The organism is Bradyrhizobium sp. S3.12.5, from assembly GCF_040548225.1.
Classification (GTDB): Bacteria; Pseudomonadota; Alphaproteobacteria; order Rhizobiales; family Xanthobacteraceae; genus Bradyrhizobium; species Bradyrhizobium cytisi.
Genome location: NZ_JBEPRF010000012.1, coordinates 50,906 through 72,097, shown reverse-complemented (window position 1 = coordinate 72,097; position 21,192 = coordinate 50,906). Strand labels below are relative to the sequence as shown.

16 protein-coding genes and 1 pseudogene are annotated in these 21,192 nt (G+C 64.3%); 7 read left to right on the top strand and 10 right to left on the bottom strand.

The annotated features are described in order from the left end of the window. Positions 1–33: 33 nt before the first annotated feature. On the top strand, positions 34–3,483 hold the full coding sequence (locus tag ABIC09_RS19035; protein ID WP_354110201.1) for an indolepyruvate ferredoxin oxidoreductase family protein: 3,450 nt from the start codon (positions 34–36) through the stop codon (positions 3,481–3,483). A 76-nt stretch (positions 3,484–3,559) separates the two neighbouring features. Continuing rightward, positions 3,560–4,983, top strand: a pseudogene (gene iaaH, locus ABIC09_RS19030) (indoleacetamide hydrolase). 177 nt (positions 4,984–5,160) lie between these two features. On the opposite strand, the gene ABIC09_RS19025 reads toward iaaH, so the two are convergent. Beyond that, the gene (locus tag ABIC09_RS19025; protein WP_354110200.1) at positions 5,161–6,072 is read right to left on the bottom strand and encodes a LysR family transcriptional regulator; all 912 of its coding nucleotides are present in this window, start codon (positions 6,070–6,072) and stop codon (positions 5,161–5,163) included. A gap of 140 nt (positions 6,073–6,212) precedes the next feature. On the opposite strand from ABIC09_RS19025, the gene ABIC09_RS19020 reads away from it, so the two are divergent. From ABIC09_RS19020 to ABIC09_RS19010, 3 genes are read left to right on the top strand one after another with little or no spacing between them, the layout of a single operon-like run. Beyond that, a complete protein-coding gene (locus tag ABIC09_RS19020) occupies positions 6,213–7,364 on the top strand; it encodes an HlyD family secretion protein (RefSeq protein WP_354110199.1) in 1,152 nt (383 codons plus the stop codon). 60 nt (positions 7,365–7,424) lie between these two features. Next, complete coding sequence (locus ABIC09_RS19015) at positions 7,425–9,044, top strand: MDR family MFS transporter (RefSeq protein ID WP_354110198.1); 1,620 nt, start codon at positions 7,425–7,427, stop codon at positions 9,042–9,044. Positions 9,045–9,071: 27 nt separating this feature from the next. After that, positions 9,072–9,533, top strand: coding sequence for a carboxymuconolactone decarboxylase family protein (locus ABIC09_RS19010; protein WP_354110197.1), 462 nt, complete (start codon positions 9,072–9,074; stop codon positions 9,531–9,533). A 142-nt stretch (positions 9,534–9,675) separates the two neighbouring features. Here ABIC09_RS19010 and ABIC09_RS19005 read toward each other — a convergent pair whose 3' ends face one another. The 6 genes from ABIC09_RS19005 to ABIC09_RS18980 all read right to left on the bottom strand — a co-directional run bounded on the left by ABIC09_RS19005 (position 9,676) and on the right by ABIC09_RS18980 (position 15,450). Continuing rightward, positions 9,676–10,536 carry a D-amino-acid transaminase gene (locus ABIC09_RS19005; protein ID WP_354110196.1) on the bottom strand — a complete coding sequence of 287 codons (861 nt, stop codon included), beginning with the start codon at positions 10,534–10,536 and terminating at the stop codon, positions 9,676–9,678. 188 nt (positions 10,537–10,724) lie between these two features. Further along, on the bottom strand, positions 10,725–11,456 hold the full coding sequence (locus ABIC09_RS19000; RefSeq protein ID WP_354082483.1) for an amino acid ABC transporter ATP-binding protein: 732 nt from the start codon (positions 11,454–11,456) through the stop codon (positions 10,725–10,727). 12 nt (positions 11,457–11,468) lie between these two features. Then, positions 11,469–12,161: an amino acid ABC transporter permease gene (locus ABIC09_RS18995; protein WP_354110195.1), complete on the bottom strand. Its 693-nt coding sequence runs from the start codon at positions 12,159–12,161 to the stop codon at positions 11,469–11,471. 4 nt (positions 12,162–12,165) lie between these two features. After that, positions 12,166–12,897: an amino acid ABC transporter permease gene (locus ABIC09_RS18990; RefSeq protein ID WP_148753227.1), complete on the bottom strand. Its 732-nt coding sequence runs from the start codon at positions 12,895–12,897 to the stop codon at positions 12,166–12,168. 156 nt (positions 12,898–13,053) lie between these two features. Then, positions 13,054–13,965, bottom strand: a complete 912-nt coding sequence (locus tag ABIC09_RS18985; protein ID WP_148753226.1) for an amino acid ABC transporter substrate-binding protein — start codon at positions 13,963–13,965, stop codon at positions 13,054–13,056. An 84-nt stretch (positions 13,966–14,049) separates the two neighbouring features. Beyond that, positions 14,050–15,450 carry a M20 family metallopeptidase gene (locus ABIC09_RS18980; RefSeq protein ID WP_354110194.1) on the bottom strand — a complete coding sequence of 467 codons (1,401 nt, stop codon included), beginning with the start codon at positions 15,448–15,450 and terminating at the stop codon, positions 14,050–14,052. Between the two features lie 240 nt (positions 15,451–15,690). Between ABIC09_RS18980 and ABIC09_RS18975 the strand changes: the two genes are divergently transcribed. After that, the gene (locus tag ABIC09_RS18975) at positions 15,691–17,070 is read left to right on the top strand and encodes an LLM class flavin-dependent oxidoreductase (RefSeq protein WP_354110193.1); all 1,380 of its coding nucleotides are present in this window, start codon (positions 15,691–15,693) and stop codon (positions 17,068–17,070) included. 13 nt (positions 17,071–17,083) lie between these two features. On the opposite strand, the gene ABIC09_RS18970 is transcribed toward ABIC09_RS18975, so the two are convergent. Further along, positions 17,084–18,745, bottom strand: a complete 1,662-nt coding sequence (locus ABIC09_RS18970) for a thiamine pyrophosphate-binding protein (protein WP_354110192.1) — start codon at positions 18,743–18,745, stop codon at positions 17,084–17,086. A gap of 145 nt (positions 18,746–18,890) precedes the next feature. Between ABIC09_RS18970 and ABIC09_RS18965 the strand changes: the two genes are divergently transcribed. After that, positions 18,891–19,316: a TfoX/Sxy family protein gene (locus tag ABIC09_RS18965; protein ID WP_354110191.1), complete on the top strand. Its 426-nt coding sequence runs from the start codon at positions 18,891–18,893 to the stop codon at positions 19,314–19,316. Here the strand turns inward: ABIC09_RS18965 and ABIC09_RS18960 are convergent. Together ABIC09_RS18960 and ABIC09_RS18955 are read right to left on the bottom strand one after the other, a co-directional pair. Beyond that, positions 19,270–19,776, bottom strand: a complete 507-nt coding sequence (locus ABIC09_RS18960; protein WP_354110190.1) for a GFA family protein — start codon at positions 19,774–19,776, stop codon at positions 19,270–19,272. The two genes, ABIC09_RS18965 and ABIC09_RS18960, sit on opposite strands and share 47 nt — an antisense overlap. Positions 19,777–20,019: 243 nt before the next feature. After that, positions 20,020–21,147, bottom strand: a complete 1,128-nt coding sequence (locus ABIC09_RS18955; protein ID WP_354110189.1) for an alkene reductase — start codon at positions 21,145–21,147, stop codon at positions 20,020–20,022. Between the last annotated feature and the right edge of the window lie 45 nt (positions 21,148–21,192).

Here is a 21,192-nt window from a genome sequence, read left to right as displayed (position 1 = left end):
GCCTATTCGGCAGGATGCCGCGCGAGGCCCGCCATGGACGCCATTCCGTCACTCGACAGTTACGAGCTCTCAGACCGCTACGAGCGCGAGGACGGCCGCGCCTTCCTCACGGGCACGCAAGCCATCGTCCGCATCGCGCTCGACCAGATCAGGCGCGACCGCGCCGCGGGGCTCAATACCGCCGGCTTCATCTCCGGCTATCGCGGCTCGCCGCTCGGCGGCATCGATCTCGAGCTGTGGCGCATCCAGGAGCGCCTCAAGCGCGACCACATCGAATTCCTCCCCGCCGTGAACGAGGACCTCGCGGCAACCGCGGTGCTCGGCTCGCAGCAGGTCGAAACCCAAGCCGACCGCGAAGTCGATGGCGTGTTCGGGCTCTGGTACGGCAAGGGCCCCGGCGTCGATCGCTCCGGCGATGCGCTCAAGCACGGCAATGCCTACGGCTCGTCGCCGCATGGCGGCGTGCTGGTGGTTGCCGGCGACGACCATGGCTGCGTGTCATCCTCGATGCCGCACCAGTCCGACGTCGCCTTCATGAGCTGGTTCATGCCGACGCTGCATCCCGCAAGCGTCAGCGAATATCTGGAGTTCGGCGAATATGGCTACGCGCTGAGCCGCTTCTCCGGCATGTGGGTCGGCTTCAAGGCGATCTCGGAGATCGTCGAGTCAGGCGCATCCGTCGCGCTGCGCCCACCGCGCATGTTCCGCACGCCCGACTTCACGCCACCACCAGGCGGACTGCACTATCGCTGGCCCGATCTGCCGGGCCCGCAGATCGAGGAGCGGCTGGAAGCGAAAAAGCACGCGGTCTACGCCTTCGCCAAAGCCAATCCGATCGATCGACATATCTACGACATTCCAAACGCCACCTACGGCATCGTCACCACAGGCAAGGCGCATCTCGATCTGATGGAAGCCCTGCGGCTGATGGGCCTCGATGAAGCCGCCTGCCGCAGCATCGGCATCGACATCTACAAGGTCGGCATGGTCTGGCCGCTGGCACTGCACGACGCCATGGATTTCGTGAAGGGCAAGCGCGAGATCCTCGTGGTCGAGGAGAAGCGCGGCATCATCGAGAGCCAGTTCAAGGAATATTTTTACGACTATCCCGGCGCAAAACCCGAGCGCATGGTCGGCAAGCACGACGAAACCGGCGCGCGGCTGATCTCCTGGATCGGCGAATTGTCGCCGCGCGCCTTGGCGTCCGTGCTCGCCCGCCGGCTCGATCCGATTTTTCCGGGCCTCAATCTTGCCGCGCGTGCAGCCGCACTGCTGCCGGAAGCCGAGCGCACGATCAACGTCGCAGGCGCCACGCGTACGCCCTATTTCTGCTCCGGATGCCCGCACAACACCTCGACAAAGGTGCCCGAGGGATCGAAGGCGCTGGCCGGCATCGGCTGCCATTTCATGGCGAGCTGGATGGACCGCGAGACCTCCTCGCTGATCCAGATGGGCGGCGAAGGCGTGAACTGGGCCGCCTCGTCTCGCTTCACCGGCCACAAGCACGTCTTCCAGAATCTCGGCGAAGGCACTTATTATCACTCCGGCTCGATGGCGATCCGGCAGGCGATCGCCGCCAAGGCCAACATCACCTACAAGATCCTGTTCAACGATGCGGTGGCCATGACCGGCGGCCAGCCGGTCGACGGTCCCATCAGCGTGCATGCCATCGCGCACAGCGTCCGCGCCGAAGGCGTGGCCCGCATCGCGCTGGTGTCGGACGATCCCGCGCAATTCCTGCCCGCGGATCTGCCCGGCGGCGTCACCATTCATCCACGCGAGGAGATGGACGCCGTGCAGCGCGAGCTGCGCGACATCTCCGGCGTATCGGTGCTGATCTACCAGCAAACCTGCGCAACCGAGAAGCGGCGCCAGCGCAAGCGCGGACAGATGGCCGATCCCAAGCGCTTTGCCTACATCAACGATCTCGTCTGCGAGGGCTGCGGCGACTGCTCGGTCGAGTCCAACTGCCTCAGCGTCGAGCCGAAGGAGACGCCCTTCGGCCGCAAGCGCCAGATCAATCTGTCGGCGTGCAACAAGGATTTCTCCTGCCTCAACGGCTTTTGCCCGAGCTTTGTCACCGTCGAAGGCGCGACGCGCCGGAAGAAGAGCGCGAGCGAGATCGATGCAATCGGTCGCGCGGCCACGCTCCCCCTCCCCGCCCCCGCCACGCTCGACCGTCCCTACGATCTGCTCGTGACCGGCGTCGGCGGCACTGGCGTGATCACGGTCGGCGCGCTGATCGGGATGGCCGCGCATCTCGAACGCCGTGGTGTCTCGGTGCTGGATTTTACCGGCTTTGCGCAGAAGTTCGGCCCGGTGCTGAGCTACATCCGCCTCGCCTCGAGTCCCGAGGCGCTGCACCAGGTCCGCATCGACCAGGGCGCGGCCGATGCGCTGATCGGTTGCGACCTCGTCGTCAGCTCCTCGCCGAAGGCGTCCGGCACCTATCGCCGCGGCACGCGCGCGGCCATCAACACCGCGGAGATGCCGACCGGCGACGTCGTCCGCGTCCGCGACGCCGACCTCGCTTCCCCTGCCCGCCTGCGCGCGATCGGCCGTGTCATCGGCAACGATAACCTCGACAGCATCAACGCCAACGCCCTGGCCGAGCGGCTGCTTGGAGACGCCGTCTATGCCAACATCGTCATGCTGGGCTTTGCCTGGCAGCGCGGACTGGTGCCGGTTTCTCTCTCGGCGCTGCTGCGCGCGATCGAGCTCAATGGCGTCGCGATCGAACGCAACAAGCAGGCTTTTGCCTGGGGTCGGATCGCCGCTGCCGATCCGGACCTCTTGCCGGAGACGAACGAGACGCCAAAAGTCGAGACGCTCGACCAGCTCATTGCTCGCCGGGGCGATTTCCTCACCGCCTATCAGGATGGGGCTTATGCGGCGCGCTATCGTGCACGCGTCGCAAAAGTTCGTGCTGCCGAAGCCGCGCTGAACAGCGAGGCCCTGACCGAGGCCGTCGCCCGCGCACTCTTCAAGCTGATGGCCTACAAGGACGAATACGAGGTCGCGCGCCTGCACATGCAGACCGGCTTTCTCGACGAATTGAAGCGCGAGTTCGAGGATGGCTTCAGCGTCCAGTATCATCTCGCGCCGCCCCTCCTGCCGTCCGACCGCGACGCGCGCGGCCGCCCGCACAAGCGCGCCTTCGGTCAATGGATCCAGGCGCCGCTCGCCATGCTGGCGCGGCTGAAGAGATTGCGCGGGACGCCGTTCGATCCGTTCGGCTACACAGCCGATCGGCGGGCCGAGCGGGAGCTGATCGTCTGGTATGAAGGCTTGATCGAACGGATGCTCGGCGGGCTCGACGCGACACATCTCCCCGATCTCATCATCATCGCGAAGGCCCCGATGGAGATCCGCGGCTACGGCCCGGTGAAAGATGCCGCGATCCACAAGGTGCGATCCGAGACCGAAACGCTGCTCACGGATTTGGCAAATTCAGCGTCGCCAAAGATGCACGCTTACGGTTGACGTGGCTCCGGCAAGGCTTCAGCCTCCAGGCCTAAGTGGGTGCCCTGTTGGCGCCCCTGCAATCAGGTGACGCATCATGGATTTCGACCAGTTGACCCTGATCCAGGCCGTGGCCGAGCTCGCCGCCGGAAAAAGCACGAGCCACGCGCTCACCTCCGAGGCGCTCGCCCGCGCCAAGGCCAATGCCGACCTCAACGCCTTCGTCACCCTGGACGAAGAAGGCGCCCTAAAGGCTGCCGTCGCGTTCGATACGCAAGGTGCGGGCGCCGGGAGCAGGCCGCTCGGCGGCGTCCCCATCGTGATCAAGGACAATATCGAGGTCGCAGGACTGCCCTGTAGCGCCGGCACGCCTGCGCTGAAGGATTACGTTCCGAAGGCCGATGCACCCGTGGTCGCAAGCTGCGCGCCGCCGGCGCGGTCATCATCGGCAAAACCAGCATGCACGAGCTTGCGTTCGGTATCTCCGGCTACAACACCGCATTCAAGACCGGCGCGGAGTTCGGCGTACGTAACGCCTACAATAACGCGCTCATCGCTGGCGGCTCCTCCTCGGGAACGGGCGCCGCGATCGGCGCCCGGATTGTGGCGGGCGGGCTCGGCACCGACACCGGCGGATCGGTGCGCGTCCCCGGCGCACTGAATGGCTGCGCCTCGCTGCGGCCGACCGTCGGACGCTATCCGCAAGCCGGCATCGCGCCGATCTCGCATACCCGCGATACCGCAGGGCCGATGGCGGCGACGATGGCAGACGTTGCGCTGCTAGACAGCGTTATCGCGGGCGGTGATATCGTTCGGCCGGCCGATCTGCGGCGGGTCCGTATCGGCCTCGTGAAGAGCATGCTGGCGAACCTCGACGGGGATACTGAAACCGCCTTTCAGGCCGCGCTCGCCCGATTGAAAGCGCAAGGCGTGACCGTGGTCGACATCGAGATGCCTGAGCTGGCCCAGCTCAACGGCCGGGTCGGATTTCCGGTCGCGCTCTACGAGGCCTATGACGACATGGTTGCCTATCTCAACCGCACCGGCACAGGCGTGACCATCGAGGCCATGGTCGCGCGGATCGCGAGCCCCGACGTCAAGGGCACCTATGAAGGGTTGGTGCTGCCGCGCAAATTGCCGGCGGCCGACGGCAGCCTTGTCGATGCAAAGCCGCTTTACGTCGAAGCCATCAATGTCGCGAGGCCGGCGCTTCAGGCGCTCTACCAGCAGACCTTTGCGAGCAACAGGATCGATGCGATCGCGTTCCCGACCACACCCAGGGTTGCGATCGCTTCGAATCCGGAATCCAGCAGTCTCGAGAATTTCGGCCTGTTCATCCAAAACACCGATCCCGGCAGCAATGCCGGCATTCCCGGGATCCAGATTCCGATTGCGCTTGGCGAGACCAGCAAACTGCCGATCGGACTGGAGCTCGACGGCCCCGCGGGCAGCGACAAACGGCTGCTCGCTATCGGCATCGCGCTCGATGCCGTGTTTGGGCGGCTTCCCGCGCCGCGTTGACGCGATCGTAGCTTCTTGCCTAGACCAAAGACCCTCGTCATTGCGAGGAGCGCTTGCGACGAAGCAATCCAGAGTCTTACTGCGGAAAGATTCTGGATTGCTTCGCTTCGCTCGCAATGACGAAAAGTGGTGGGCACAGCGCTACGCGCTTTTGCCCACCCTACGGCACCGCGCTAGCTAAGAATACGGATTGATCAGCTTCTGCTGCTCGGCGCTGTGATGCACGAGCATGTCAATGAAGGTCCTGACCTTGGCCGACAGGTGATGGCGATGCGGATAAACCGCGTTCATCGACATCTCGACCGGCCGGTATTCCGGCAGCAGGCGCACCAGTCGGCCGGCATCGAGATCGTCGCTCACCAGGAATCCTGCGAGCAGGCCGATGCCGGCGCCCTCGATCACCATCCGTCGCAGCGCTTCACCGCTGTTGGTGACAAGGCTACCCGAGATGCGCACCGATGCCGGCGCACCCCTGCGATCGAAGAAGCGCCACTCGTCGCCGAAGGGATAGTTGAGGTGACGGCCGCAATTGTGGCCGGTGAGCTCGGCGAGTTGCTGCAGCCGTCCGTGCTTTTCGAGATAATCGTGCGAGCAGCACAGCACGTGACGCCAGGTGGCGAGGCTGCGGACGATCAGGCTTGAATCCGGCGGCGGGGTCATGCGCAGCGCAACGTCATACCCCTCCTCGATCAGATCGACATTGGCTTCGCCCATGCGCAGATCGACCTTCACGTCCGGATAGGTCGACAGCAGCTTTGCCACCACGCCGGCCACGAAAGGCACCATGTGCGTGGCGGAATGAATCCGCAGCGTGCCCCGCGGCACCGACTGCAAGGCGCCGGCGATGTCGTCGGCCTGCTCGATGTCGGACAGGATCTGGACGCAGCGGTCGTAATAGGCCCTGCCGATTTCCGTGACGCTGACCTTGCGGGTGGTGCGATTGAGCAGCCGCGCACCGAGCCGCTCCTCGAGCGCCTGGATGTGGTTGCTGACCATCGTCGTGGACATGTTGAGCTTGCGGGCGGCGGCGGAGAATCCGCCGGTATCAACGACCCGGACGAAAGCGGTCAGGCTAGTCAGCCGGTCCATGGGGCGCCTCGGATTATGCAGTATGAGTGGACAATCATTTTGCTTTTTGGCGGATTATCACAAGCGCCGGGACAGCGCATCTTCTGCCCAGACAACAGCGCCCCTTCGGAACGGGACGTCTGGGGAATCCGGAGGATGTCATGTCGAACGCGGCTTATACTGCTGAAACTACTGATAAAATCAGCCTGAAGCCGTCCCGGCAGGCGATCAAGCGAGCGGCGCTCGGGCTGGCGCTGGCCCTTGGCGTCGCTGTGGCCGGCGACTTTGGCTACGATTACCTGACGACCGGCCGCTACCTGGAATCGACCGATGACGCCTATGTGAAGGCCGATTCCACCATCATCGCCCCGAAGGTGTCAGGCTACATCGCCCAGGTGCTGGTCGGCGACAACGAAAAGGTGAGAGCGGGCCAGGTGCTGGCCAGGATCGACGACCGCGACTTCAAGGCCGCGCTCGGCCAGTCCCGCGCCGACGTCGCCGCAGCCGAAGCCTCGGTTCGCAACCTCGATGCCCAGCTCCAGCTGCAACAGCCGATCATCGAGCAGAGCACCGCCGACGTCACGGCTGCCGACGCCAATCTGAAATTCGCGCAGGAAGAGCGCGCCCGCTACGACGACCTCATGAAGTCGGGCTCAGGCACGATCCAGCGCGCACAGCAGACCGATGCGGCGCTCCGCGCCAGCAACGCGCAATTGCAGCACGCCAAGTCGGGCCTGGTCGCCGCGCAGCGCAAGATCGACGTGCTGACCACCCAGCGCGCGCAGGCTACCGCGCAGCTCGATCACGCTCGCGCGGTCGCGGACCAGGCTGAGCTGAACCTGTCCTACACCGAGATCACCGCGCCGGTTGACGGCACGGTCGGCGCCCGCAGCTTGCGAGTCGGCCAGTACGTGCAGGCCGGCACGCAATTGATGGCGGTGGTGCCGCTCGATGCGGTCTATGTGGTCGCGAATTTCAAGGAGACCCAGCTCACGCATGTGAGCGCCGGCCAGCCGGTCGAGCTGCGTGTCGACAGTTTTCGCAATCGCACGCTGCACGGTCATGTCGACAGCCTTTCGCCGGCCAGCGGACTTGAATTCGCGCTGCTGCCTCCCGACAATGCAACGGGTAACTTCACCAAGATCGTGCAGCGCGTGCCGGTGAAGATCGTGCTCGACGATCACAGCCTCGCGGGCCTGTTGCGGCCCGGCATGTCGGCGGTGCCGACCGTCGACACCAAGGCAACCGTGGTGGCCGAACGCGAGGCAACCAGGCGCGTCGCCGACAGCGCGACGCGACCGAACGGCGGCTGACGCTGATTATCCAAACCATCCGCCTAATGCATCCTGTCTCTGTAACCGAGAGAGGCTTCCATGAGCACGCTTCAACCGACCCTCAACGCCGCTTCCGCCGCCAATCTCCCCGCTCTGGCTGCAGCTCCCGCAGCGCCGGCCGTCTCTGCCAAAACCTGGATCGCGGTGGTCGGTGCCACGCTCGGCGCCTTCATGGCAGTGCTGAACATCCAGATCGTCAACGCCTCGCTCGCCGACATCCAAGGCGCGATCGGCGCCGGCATCGACGACGGCGGCTGGATCTCGACCTCCTACCTGATCGCCGAGATCGTGGTGATCCCGCTGTCCGGCTGGCTCGCGCAGGTGTTCTCGATCCGGATCTATCTGCTCACCAACGCGATCCTGTTCCTGATTCTCTCCGCAGCCTGCGCGCTGGCGCAGGACCTGCCGCAGATGATCGTGCTGCGCGCCGTGCAAGGCTTTACCGGCGGCGTGCTGATCCCGATGGCTTTCACGCTGATCATCACGCTGCTGCCGCGTGCCAAGCAACCGGTGGGTCTTGCGTTGTTCGCGCTGTCAGCGACGTTTGCGCCGGCGATCGGCCCGACTATCGGCGGCTATCTCACCGAGAATTTCGGCTGGCAGTACATTTTCTACGTCAACCTCGCGCCCGGCGCGATCATGGTCGGCATGCTCTGGTACGCACTCGACGCCAGGCCCATGAAGCTGTCGTTGCTCGCGGACGGCGACTGGGCCGGCATCATCACCATGGCGATCGGCCTGTCCGCGCTCCAGACCGTGCTGGAGGAAGGTAACAAGGACGACTGGTTCGGCTCGCCCTTCATCGTCAAGCTGTCCGTCATCGCAGTCGTGGCGCTAGGCGCGTTCCTGATCATCGAGCTCACGGTCAAGAAGCCGCTGTTGAACCTGCGCCTGCTGGTCCGCCGCAATTTTGGCTTCGGCATGCTCGCCAATTTCCTGCTCGGCGTCGCGCTCTACGGTTCGGTGTTCATCCTGCCGCAATATCTGTCGCGCATCCAGGGCTACAATGCCGAGCAGATCGGCGCAGTGCTGGCCTGGACCGGATTGCCGCAGCTCGTGCTGATCCCACTGGTTCCGCGCCTGATGCAGAAGTTCGACGCGCGGATCATCATCGGCGTCGGCTTCGTGCTGTTCGCAGGCTCAAACTTCATGAACATCTATATGACCAACGACTACGCCGCCGACCAGCTGTTGTGGCCCAACGTCGTACGCGCCATCGGCCAGGCGCTGGTGATGGCGCCGCTGTCGGCCGTGGCAACCGCCGGCATCGAGCCGGAGAACGCGGGATCGGCCTCCGGCCTGTTCAACATGATGCGCAATCTCGGCGGCGCCGTCGGCATAGCGCTGCTCCAGACCGTGCTGACCAAGCGCGAGCAGTATCACTCCAACGTGCTGATGCAGTCGGTTTCGGTGTTCGAGCAGGCCACCCGCATGCGGCTGGAACAGCTCACGCAGTATTTCATCAACCACGGCGTGCTCGACCGTGCCGACGCAGCGCATCGCGCCTACGTCGCGATCGGCCATACCGTGCAGAAGCAGGCTTACATCTTTGCCTTCAGCGACACCTTCTACCTGCTCGGCATGGCGCTGATCGTGGCCCTGATCGCCGTATTCTTCCTGAAGAAGCCCGGCCAGACCTCGGCCGGTGGAGCCCACTGACCTCAAGCCCAACCAAGGAGAACGACCATGAAGCCCCGCATGAATTTCTACCAGGCCGCCCCCGACACGATGAAGGCGCTGATGGCGCTGGAAGAGCAGATCCAGTCGACGGGTCTGGAGAAATCGCTGATTGAGCTCGTCAAGATCCGCGCCTCGCAGATCAACGGCTGCGCCTTCTGCATCAACATGCACACCGAAGATGCCCGCAAGCGCGGCGAGACCGAGCAGCGCATCTATCTGCTCGACGCCTGGCGCGAATCCCCGCTCTATACCGACCGCGAGCGCGCCGCGCTGGCCTGGACCGAGTCGGTGACGCTGATCGCGGAAACGCGCGCGCCCGACGACGTCTACGCCGAGGTCCGCGCGCAGTTCTCCGACGCAGAGACGGTGAACCTGACCATGCTGATCGGCGCCATCAATGCCTGGAACAGGCTGGCGATCGCATTCCGCGCGGTTCATCCGGTGAAGGTGAAGGCGTCGGTGGCGTAGGGGTGCGACACGCCCTCGCGGGCAACTGTCATGCCCCGCGAAGGCGGGGCATCCATTATTCCAGAGACAGCGAAGTCTATAACAACCGCCGCGGCGTACTGGATCGCCCGCCTTCGCGGGCGACGACGGCAGTGGGTGTGGCTCAGACCGCCGTCGCCCTGGCGAACTCCACATAAATCTCGCGAAGCCGCGCGGCAAGCGGGCCGGGCTTGCCGTCGCCGACCTTTTTGCCGTCGATCGCCACCACCGGCTGGACAAACAGCGAGGCCGACGTCGCAAAGGCTTCCTTCGCGGCCAGCGCCTCTTCGACGGTGAAGGAACGCTCCTCGACCCGGAGCTGACGCTCTTCGGCGAGCGCGACCACGGCCTTGCGGGTGCAACCGGGCAGGATCGCGTTGGAGTTCTTGCGGGTGACGATGATGTCATCCTTGGTGAGAATGAACGCTGACGACGAGCCACCTTCGGTGACGTAGCCGTCTTGCAGCATCCAGGCCTCGCCGGCGCCGGCTTCGGCCGCCGCCTGCTTCGCCAGCACCTGCGCCAGCAGCGCCACGCTCTTGATGTCCCGCCGCTCCCAGCGGATGTCGGGCACCGTGATCACGTTGATGCCGGTCTTGGCGGAAGCTGCGTTGATGATGTCCTTTTCGGAGGTGAACATCACCAGGCTCGACTTGACGTCGCCCTTGGGGAAGGCGAAGTCGCGGCCCTTGTCGGCGCCGCGGGTGACCTGGAGATAGACCAGGCCGTTCACGACCTTGTTGCGGGCGATCAATTCCTTCTGGATCTCGGTGATGCGCTCGACCGTCTCCGGCAGCCTCAAGCTGATCTCGCCGACCGAGCGCTCCAGCCGCGCCAGATGCGAGGCGTTGTCGACCAGCTTGCCGTCGAGCACGGCCGAGACCTCGTAGATGCCGTCGGCAAACAGGAAGCCGCGGTCGAGCACCGAGATCTTCGCGTCCGAGAGCGGGACGAATGAGCCGTTGACGTAGGCGGTCGAATCCAAGGCTGGTCTCCTGGCGGGAAAGGGGGATTTATCGACCGGTATAGGGGATTTGGTGAGCGCGATAAACCCCGCTCTTCGTCATCCCGGGGCGCGCGTAGCGCGAGCCCGGGATCCATCTCACCTCATGTACTGCGGCCCGATGGATTCCGGGCCTGGCCCTTCGGGCCATACCGGAATGACGGCGGAGATTAGTGCGACAAGATCTTCGACAAGAACTTCTGCGCACGGTCGCTGCGCGGCTTGCCGAAGAAATCGTCTTTCGGGGCATCCTCGACGATCTCGCCGCGGTCCATGAAGATCACGCGGTTGGCGACCTTGCGGGCAAAGCCCATTTCGTGGGTCACCACCATCATGGTCATGCCTTCGCGGGCGAGGTCGACCATGACGTCGAGCACCTCGCTGACCATTTCAGGGTCGAGCGCCGAGGTCGGCTCATCGAACAGCATCACGATGGGATCCATCGCGAGCGCGCGCGCGATCGCGACACGCTGCTGCTGACCGCCTGACAGCTGCGCCGGAAATTTCTGCGCCTGCTCCTTCAGGCCGACGCGGTCCAGGAGCTGCATGCCCTTCGTCACAGCCTTGTCGGACGACCGGCCCAGCACCTTCTGCTGGGCGAGGCAGAGATTGTCGATGATCTTCAGATGCGGGAACAGCTCGAAATGCTGGAACACCATGCCGACGCGCGAGCGCAGCTTCGGCAGGTTGGTCTTGGGGTCGTTGACCTTGGTGCCGTCGACGCTGATGTCGCCTTCCTGGAACGGCTCCAGCGCGTTGACGCATTTGATCAGCGTCGACTTGCCCGAGCCGGAGGGTCCGCAGACCACCACGACCTCGCCCTTGGTGACACTGGTGGTGCAGTCGGTCAGCACCTGGAAGGTCGGGCTGTACCATTTGTTGACGTGGCTGATTTCAATCATGACCGACTTGCTCTAGCGGATGATGGCGATGCGCGCCTGGAGGCGGCGCACGCCAAAGGATGCGATACAGGAAATGGTGAAGTAGACGACGGCGGCAAACAGGTACATCTCGACCAGACGGCCGTCGCGCTGCGCGACCTTGCTGGCCGCACCGAGGAAATCGGTGATCGACAGCACGTAGACCAGCGAGGTGTCCTGGAACAGCACGATGGTCTGCGTGATCAGCACCGGCAGCATGTTGCGGAACGCCTGCGGCAGCACGACGTAGCGCATGGTCTGCGCATAGGTCAGGCCGAGCGCATTGGCGGCGGCCGGCTGTCCCCGCGAGATCGACTGGATACCGGCGCGCATGATCTCGGAGAAATAGGCCGCCTCGAACATGATGAAGGTGATGAGCGAGGAAGCGAACGCACCGACGCTGATCGGGCGCGAGGCACCCGTCACCCATTGTCCGATATAAGGCACCAGGAAGTAGAACCAGAAGATCACCAGCACCAGCGGCAGCGAGCGCATGAAGTCGACATAGACGCCGGCGATGCGGCCGAGCGTCTTGTACCCGGACAGCCGCATCAGGGCGATCGCGGTGCCGAAGACGAGGCCGCCAAGTGCCGCGAGCCCCGTCAGCATCAGCGTGAACGTCATGCCCTCATAGAACAGATAGGGCAACGCGCGGATGATAACCCCGAAATCGAAATTGCTGAACATGGCGCTATTTCCCCGTGATGTAGCCGGGGATCGCGACCCAGCGCTCGAGGAAGCGCATCGCGGTCACGACGACGGCGTTGACGAGGAGGTAGAGGAGCGTTGCAGCGGTAAAGGCCTCGAACACCTGAAAAGAGAACTCCTGCATCGAGCGCGCCTGGCCGGTCAGCTCGAGCAGACCGATGGTGATGGCGACCGCCGTGTTCTTGATGGTGTTGAGGAACTCGGAGGTCAGCGGCGGCAGGATGATGCGGAATGCCATCGGCAGCAGGATATATCGATAGCCCTGAAAGGTCGTGAGACCGAGCGCCGTTGCCGCCATCTTTTGACCGCGCGGCAGCGAGCCGATGCCGGCCTGCAATTGTATCGCGACGCGGGCTGACATGAAAAATCCGATGCCGATGGCCGCCGTCCAGAACGGCGCGTTCGGCAGTTGCTTCAGCCAGGTGCCGGTCGACTTCGGCAGCAATTCCGGCAGCACGAAGTACCACAGGAACAGCTGCACCAGCAGCGGCATGTTGCGAAAGAACTCGACCCAGCAGAAGCCGAACCAGCCGGCGGCCTTGGACGGCAGCGTCCGCATGACGCCGACGATCGAGCCGAAGACCAGCGCGATGATCCAGGCGAGCACCGCCGTCTTCAGGGTCAGCACCAGTCCCGACAGCAGCATGTCGAGATAGGTGCCGGTCCCCATCGGGTTCGGCTCGAAGAAAATTCCCCAGTTCCAGTGGTAGTTCACGTGTCCCCCGCGCGAACGCGCCAATCACAGGCGTCTTGAGTAGGTCTCGAAAATAGGTCTTGGCCGTGTATGCAAATGTCCGGCCACTCTCCTGCGGAATTCAAGCTGCGCTTGAATCCGGCCTCTCCCCGCAAGCGGGGAGAGGCAAATAGCATCCTACTTATAGTCGTCCGGGTTCGGTGAGTCCGAAGGCTTGGCAAATTCGTTCTTCAGCTCGGCCGAGATCGGCGTGTTGAGGTTGAGGCCCTTCGGCGGGATCTTGGCGGTGAACCACTTGTCGTAGATCTTCTGGGCCTCGCCGGAGGTGTAGACCGCAGCGGTCGCCGCATCGACCACCTTCTTGAACGGCGCATCGTCCTTGCGCAGCATGATGCCGTAGGGCTCGGGCTTGGAGAACGCATCCTTGGAGATGACGTAGTCATCCGGCGACTTCGAGCCGGCAACGAGGCTCGCGAGCAGAACGTCGTCCATCACGAAGGCGACCGCGCGGTCGGTTTCGACCATCAGGAAGGCCTCGGCATGGTCCTTGGCCGGGATGATGTTGGCACCCAGTCCCTTCGCGACATTGGCCTCGGTGAGCTGCTTGATGTTGGTGGTGCCGGCGGTGGAGACCACCGTCTTGCCCTTGAGATCGTCGATCGACTTCAGCCCGCTCGACTTCTTGAAGACGTAGCGGCTGGCGGTCAGATAATGGGTGTTGGTGAAGGCGACCTGCTTCTGGCGCTCGGCATTGTTGGTGGTGGAGCCGCATTCGAGGTCGATGGTGCCGTTGGCCATCAGCGGGATACGGGTCGCCGAGGTGACCGGATTGAGCTTCACCTCGAGCTTGTCGAGCTTGAGCTCCTTCTTCACGGCATCGACGATCTTGTAGCAGATGTCCATCGCGAACCCGACGGGCTTCTGATTGTCGTCGAGATAGGAGAACGGGATCGAGGAATCGCGGAAGCCGAGCGTGATGGCGCCGGTGTCCTTGATGTTCTTCAGCGTGCCGGTCAGCTCTTCGGCGCCGGCCTGGCTGACAACAAAGGTCGCAGCGAGCGCAAGGCCGATGTAACGGAAATGTTTCACTTTTTCTCCCCTTTCAGGATGATGCGGCCGGATGCAAGCACATCTCGGCCCGGATTAGAATGTGACTTTCGGCTGGATGCCGGCTCAGGTTAATTGGCCTCGGGTCAGCGGCTTTGGCAATTCCCCGAGATCCCAAAACAGCCCGGCCATCACCGTCAAGGCCTCTTCAGTCAATGGCAGCAGGATGTGCTCATTGGGCGCATGCTGGGAGCAGCCGGGATAGGAGTGCGGGACCCAGATCGTCGGCAGACCCAGAATCTCGGAAAATACGTCGTTCGGCAGCGAGCCGCCGAAGTTCGGCAGCACGGCCGGCACCTTGCCGGTGGTGTTTTGGACTGAATCCGCCGCCCATTTGATCCAGGGGCTGTCGAAATCGGTGCGCGAGGCGGCAAAGCTCTGGGCCGCCCGCACCTCGACCATCGGAAATCCCTTTGCGACCAGATGGGCGCGGACGGCGTCGACCAGGCCATCGACCTTTGTGCCGACCACGAAACGCAGTTGCAGCACGGCGTTGGCGTGGCCGGGAATGGCGTTCGCCGGCTTCTCGATATTGCCCGACGACACCGCCAGCACCTCCAGCGTGTTCCAGGCATAGAGCCGTTCGGCCGCGGATAGACCGTCCTCACCCCAGTTCTCCGCAAGCGCGGGCTCGTCCTCGGTCGGCACCACCTGCACATCAGCAAGATAGCTGCGGATCTGGTTAGTGAGCCGCGGGGGCTTCAGCGCGTCGAGCTGAAGCCGGCCGTGGCCGTCGACCAGCGTCGAAATCGCATTGACCAGAATGGTCGCGGGGTTGGCGAGCACGCCGCCCCAATTGCCGGAATGATGGCCGCCGTCGCGCAGGTTCACGTCGAGATGGATGCGGATGCCGCCACGGCAACCCAGGAACAGCGTCGGCCGATCGGCGGACAGCCGCGGCCCATCGGAGGCCATGAACAGATCGGCCTTCAGCGCGTCGCGGTTGAGGTCGCAGACCTTGCCGAGATCAGGCGAGCCGATCTCCTCGCCCATCTCGACGATGAATTTGGCATTGAAGCCGAGCTTGCCGCCGCGGGCCTCCCGCACCGCGCGGAGCGCGGCCATGTTGATGCTGTGCTGCCCCTTGTTGTCCGCGGTGCCGCGGCCATAGAGGCGCGTGCCCACAACCGTCGTGCGCCAGGGATCGCGGCCATCGCGCCACTCGCCCTCCATGCCGTCGACGACGTCGCCATGGCCATAGACCAGCACAGTCGGCAGCGACGTGCTCTCGATATGCTCGGCAAACAGGAACGGCGCCTTGCCGCTGGGGGATTCGACGATGCGGCTGGTGAAGTCGAGCGCGGCAAAAGCCGGTTGCATCTCCTGCTCCAGATAGGCGCGCAGCTCGGGGCCGCGCGATGGATTCTGGCTTTCGGTCTTGAAGGCGACGCGACGATCGAGTTCGGCGAGGAACCCGCCGGATTTGAAATCGTCGCGGGCGCGGGCGATGGCGTCGGCTCTGGTCATGACTTGCTTTTTCAAGGTCTCGAGGCGGGCGAGCTTAGCGGGCTACACTGGCGCTCGGAAGTGGCGGGGCTTGGATCGCTCTTGGGATTTGCTTCTTGCTCTCTTGAGATTGGCTTGCCAAGGGCGGCAGCGCTGCTGATTTTGGCCTTGCCAAGGTCGCGATATATGCAAGAACTTCGCCAAGTTGGGGCGCACATCTATCATTCGAAGAGCGCTCAGTACAGGGCGCCGGGAGACCATATGGCCAAGCAGATCAGGCTCAACGCCTTTGCGATGAATTGCGTCGCGCATCAATCACCGGGCCTGTGGACCCATCCGCGTGACCGCACCGCCGAATATAACCGCCTGCCCTACTGGATCGATCTCGCCAAGACGCTGGAACGCGGCCGTTTCGACGGACTGTTCCTGGCCGACGTGCTCGGCGTCTACGATGTCTATGGCAACAGCCCCGACGCAGCCTTGCGCAATGCAGCGCAGACGCCGTCGAACGAGCCGCTGCTTCTGCTCTCGGCGATGGCCGCGGTCACCAAGAACCTGGGATTCGGCGTCACCAGCAATCTCTCGTTCGAGCCGCCCTACCCGTTCGCGCGGCGGATGTCGACGCTCGACCATCTGACCGAGGGTCGGATCGGCTGGAACGTCGTCACCGGCTATCTCGACAGCGCCGCGCGCGGCGCCGGCAAGGACAAGCAGGCCGGGCATGACGACCGCTACGACATCGCCGATGAATATATGGAAGTGGTCTACAAGCTCTGGGAAGGAAGCTGGGAGGACGGCGCGATGCTGCGGGACCGCAAGCGCGGCATCTTCACCGATCCCACAAAAGTTCATCGCGTTAATCATGAGAGTGCGAATTACCGCATCAACAACACCATTCACCTCAGCGAGCCGTCGCCGCAGCGCACGCCGGTGCTGTACCAGGCCGGCACCTCGCCGCGCGGGCGGCAGTTCGCGGCCAAGCATGCCGAATGCGTGTTCATGTCGGGACCCTCGGCCAAGATCATTGCACCGCGCGTCTCGGCGATCCGCCAGGAGGCCGCAGCGCTCGGCCGCAACCCGGCAGAGATCCTCATGTTCAACATGATGACGATCATCCTCGGCAATACCGAAGCCGAAGCCGCGGCGAAATACGCCGACTACCGGTCGCATATCAATCCCGAAGGCGCGCTCGCGCTGATGTCGGGATGGACCGGCATCGACTTCTCCGGCTACGAGCTCGACCAGCAGGTCCGGCACGTTCAAAACGATGCCGGTCGCAGCGCACTCGACAACGTCACCCGCGGCGACCCCGACCGCGTCTGGACCGTGCGCGACGTCATCGAGCATGTCGGCATCGGCGGCGCCGGCCCGGTCGTGGTCGGCACGCCGGGGAGCGTTGCTGACAAGATCGAGGATTGGTTCGAGAAGACCGACGTCGACGGCCTCAATGTCGCGTTTGCGATCTCGCCCGGCGATTTCGAGGACATCGCCGACATGCTGGTGCCGGAGTTGACCAGGCGCGGACGGTACAAGCCGGAATATGCCGAGGGCACGCTGCGGGAGAAGCTGTTCGGCGGCGGCCGCGCGAGGCTCGACGCGCCGCATCCGGCGGCGGGATATCGGGTGGGGACAAAGGGGTAGGCCCGGGGTCGCCCTACACCTTCCCGTCCATCATCACCTCGATCAGCTTCGTTCCGGGCCGGCCAAACGCCGATGCCAGCGTTGCCTTCAGCTCGCGGGGATCGCTGAGCTTGATCGCCTCGCAGCCGAGTGCCTTCGCCACGCCGGCGAAATCCACGGGCGGATCGACAAAGTCCATGCCGACATAATTGTCGTCGCCATGGAAGGCGAGCAGGCGCTGCTTGATGATGCGATAGCCGCCATTGTTGGCGATGACGACGTTGAGCGGCAGCTTGTGATGTGCGGCCGTCCACAGCGCCTGGATCGAATACATCGCGCTGCCGTCGCCGGAGAAGCACACGACGGGCCGATCCGGATTGGCGATGCTGGCGCCGACCGAGGCCGGCAGGCCCCAGCCGATGCCGCCCGAGGCGAGACCGTGATAGCCATAACGGTCGCGGTGCGGACGCAGCGCCGTGATCTGGCGGCTGGAGGTGAGGCCTTCGTCGACCAGGATCGCATGGTCCGGCATGGCTTCGACCATTTGCAGCACCAGATAGTCCGGATCGATCGGCGCGCGACCGGCGCTCTTGCCGATCTGCTCGACCAGCGCAGCGCGGCGCGCGCTCCAGTTCTTCGGCGCAAGTTCGGCGAGCCGCTGTTTTGCGCGTTGCGCCAATGCGGCACCACCCATCTCCTTCAGCACCGGGATCAGCGCGCGCAGCGTCTCCTTCACATCCGCCTTCAGCGCTATCTCGGCGGCATAGTTCTTGGCGATCTCCCAATCGGCGAGACCGAGCTGCACAATGCCGAGTCCGTCAGGCAGCGCATCGACCTCACTATAGACCGACATCCGCAGGGGATCGCCGCCGAGCGCGACGAGGAGATCGTAAGGCGCGAGCGTATCCCGCGCGACCTTCTGCACGCGGGCCAGCGCACCGATGAAGCTTGGGCTCTCCGAAAGGAAGTGCGAGCCATAGGGCGTCGAGGATTGATAGGCGGCAGCGCCGAGCAGTTCGGCAAGTTCGGCTGCCTCCTTCAACGCATCGCTCTTGACGACCTCGTCCATGGTGACGATCACCGGGCGCTCGGCCTTCAGCAGGCGCGCAGCAAAAGCCCTGAGCGCCTCATCCGACGGTTTGGTGCGCGCGTCGATGCGGGTGGAGCGGCCGAGATCAATGCCGGCCTCGCTGTTCAGGATATCGCCCGGCAGCGAGATGAACACCGGCCCGGTCGGCGGCGTCATCGCGACCTTGGCGGCGCGGCGCACGATCCGCGGCAAATCCTCCAGCCGCGTCACCTCGACCGCCCATTTCACCAGCGGCTCGGCCATGCGCACCAGCGGGCCGTAGAGCACCGGCTCCATCAGCCCGTGGCCCTGCTCCTGCTGACCCGCAGTCAGGATCATCGGCGTGCCCGTGAACTGGGCGTTGTAGAGCGAGCCCATCGCGTTGCCGAGGCCGGGCGCGACATGGACGTTGCAGGCGACGAGCTTGCCGGAGGCGCGGCTGTAACCGTCCGCGATCGCCACCACCAGGCTCTCCTGCATCGCCATCACATAGGTGAGATCGGGATGTTCCTTCAGCGCATGCATGATCGGCAACTCGGTGGTGCCGGGATTGCCGAACAGATGCGTGATGCCCTCGTCCTTGAGCAGCGCGAGAAAGGCGGAGCGGCCGGTGATCTTGTTCTTCATGTTTCCTCCAGGCCTCGCAGGCGCTGCCGCGGGGGGAGCCGCATGATGACCGAAGTCGGAGGATGCGCGCAAGGAAGCGCGCTCATGGCTGCCTTGCGCGCGCGAGGAGAAGCTGGAAAGATAGGTCGAAGCCGGAGGGACCGTCATGGCCTACGACGAAGGCACCGCCGCACGGGTTCGCAGGTTGCTGGCGGGCCAACGCCACGTCGCGGAGAAGAAGATGATGGGCGGGCTTTGCTTCATGGTGGACAACGTCATGTGCTGCACCATCAGCGGCCGCGGCGGCATGCTGTTTCGCGTCGGCCCCGAGGCGCATGCGCGGATGCTGAAGGAGCCACACACGAGTCCGATGGAAATGCGCGGGCGCATCATGACCGGGTTCGTGCGGGTCTCTGATGAGGGCACGCGAACCGATGCCAGGCTCAAGCTCTGGGTGAAGCGCGCGCTCGATTTCGTGGCGACGATGCCGACCAAGCCGCCAGCGAGGAAGGCTGCGCCGCGCACGGCGGCGGCCAACGCGAAGGCTAAAGCGCCTCCTCGCGGCCAAGCTCGAACGGGTCCTCGCCGCTAGCGCGCTTCTTCTTTTTTGAGCGCTGCCAGACCACGCCCGGAAAACCTTTCAGCGGCACCAGCGGCTCGCCGGTATAGGCCCATTCCTGCAGCTCCTCGATGGCGATGTGATAGAGCGGCTGGCGCCCCGTGCGCTCCTTGAACAGCGCACGGGGAATGTTGACCATGTGCGGGCCGCGTGGGCGCTCATAGGCGATCGGCGTGCCGCAATGGGCGCAGAAGCTGCGCGCGGTCTTGGTCGCCTTGTCCTCGTAGCGGGTGAGCGCGGTCTTGCCCGAAGTGATGCGAAAGCGCTTCTTCCAGCTGCCGACATAGGTGGCGTAGGCCGCGCCATGGGCGCGGCGGCTATTGGCAGAGTGATCGTGCCAGGCCCAGCGCGCGGGGACGTCGATCTCGAAGGTGACCTTGCCGCAAAGGCATTGGCCGGTGGCGATTCCTGCGGCGACTGCGGCTTTGGCCATTGTCTCTCTCCGGCGTCATTGCGAGCGTAGCGAAGCAATCCAGACTGCCTCTGCGGAAAGAGCCTGGATTGCTTCGCTACGCTCGCAATGACGGAGTTTGTGGTGCGATCGCGTGACAAATCAAGCTCGTCATTCCGGGACGCGCCGAAAGGCGCGGGCCCGGAATCCATCGAGCGGCAAGCCAGGACGTGAAATGGATTCCGGGTTCGATGCTTCGCATCGCTCCGGAATGACGGAAAGAGCCTACGCCGGCGTCAGCTGGTCATAAACAGGATAATCAGTATACCCCTTCTCCTCGCCGCCATAGAAGGTCGCGCGGTTGTACGGGGTGATGGGGTGGTCGTGCTCGAGCCGCCGCGGCAGATCGGGGTTGGAGATGAAGATGCGGCCGAATGCGATGATGTCGGCGTGACCGCCGGCAATCGCGGCATTCGCAGTCTCGCCGGTGAATCCGCCGGCGGTCATCAGCACGCCGCTGTAGTGCGGGCGGAACAGCACCATGGCCGACGGCACGTTCTCCCAGTGAACATCGGCACGGCCCGCGCCACTGGAGCGCGGCTCGATGAAGTGCAGATAGGCAAGGCCGAGCTTGTCGAGCGCCTTCACCACGTGGGTGTAGAGCGGCATCGGATCGGGCTCGCCGGAATCGTTGGCGATGCCGTGCGGCGACAGTCGCACGCCGACGCGGTTGGCGCCCCAGATCTCGATCGCGGCCTGCGTGACGTCCATCAGAAGCCGCGCGCGGTTCTCGATCGGGCCGCCGTATTGATCGGTGCGCTGGTTGCTGCGCGACTGCAAGAACTGCTCGAGCAGATAGCCGTTGGCACCGTGGATCTCGACGCCATCGAAACCCGCGGCCTGTGCGTTCTTCGCGGCCTGCCTAAAAGCCTCGACGATGCCCTTGACCTCTTCCGTCTCCAGCGCGCGCGGCGTCTCGTAGTCGGCGAGCTTGCCGTCGGCAGTCATCGCCTTCATGCCTTCGGCCTTGATCGCGATCGCCGAGGCCGAGACCGGCAGCGCACCACTATGATAGGTCGAATGCGAGACGCGGCCGACATGCCAGAGCTGGAGGAAGATGATGCCGCCCTTGGCGTGCACGGCATCCGTCACCTTGCGCCAGCCGGCAATCTGCGCCTCCGAATAGATGCCGGGCGTCGCCGGATTGCCGCGGCCGTGCGAGAGCACGGGCGACGCTTCAGCGATCAGCAGACCGCCCGGCGTGGCGCGCTGGCCGTAATATTCGGCATTGAGCGGCCGCGGCGAAAAGCTCTCGCGCTCGGCGCGCATGCGCGTCAGCGGCGCCATCGCGACGCGATGCGCGAGCTTGTACGGACCGACCTGCAACGGTCTAAACAACGCCTCGAATTTCATGTGGGCCCCGGATGTCTTTGAAAGGATGCGGATCATATAGCGAGG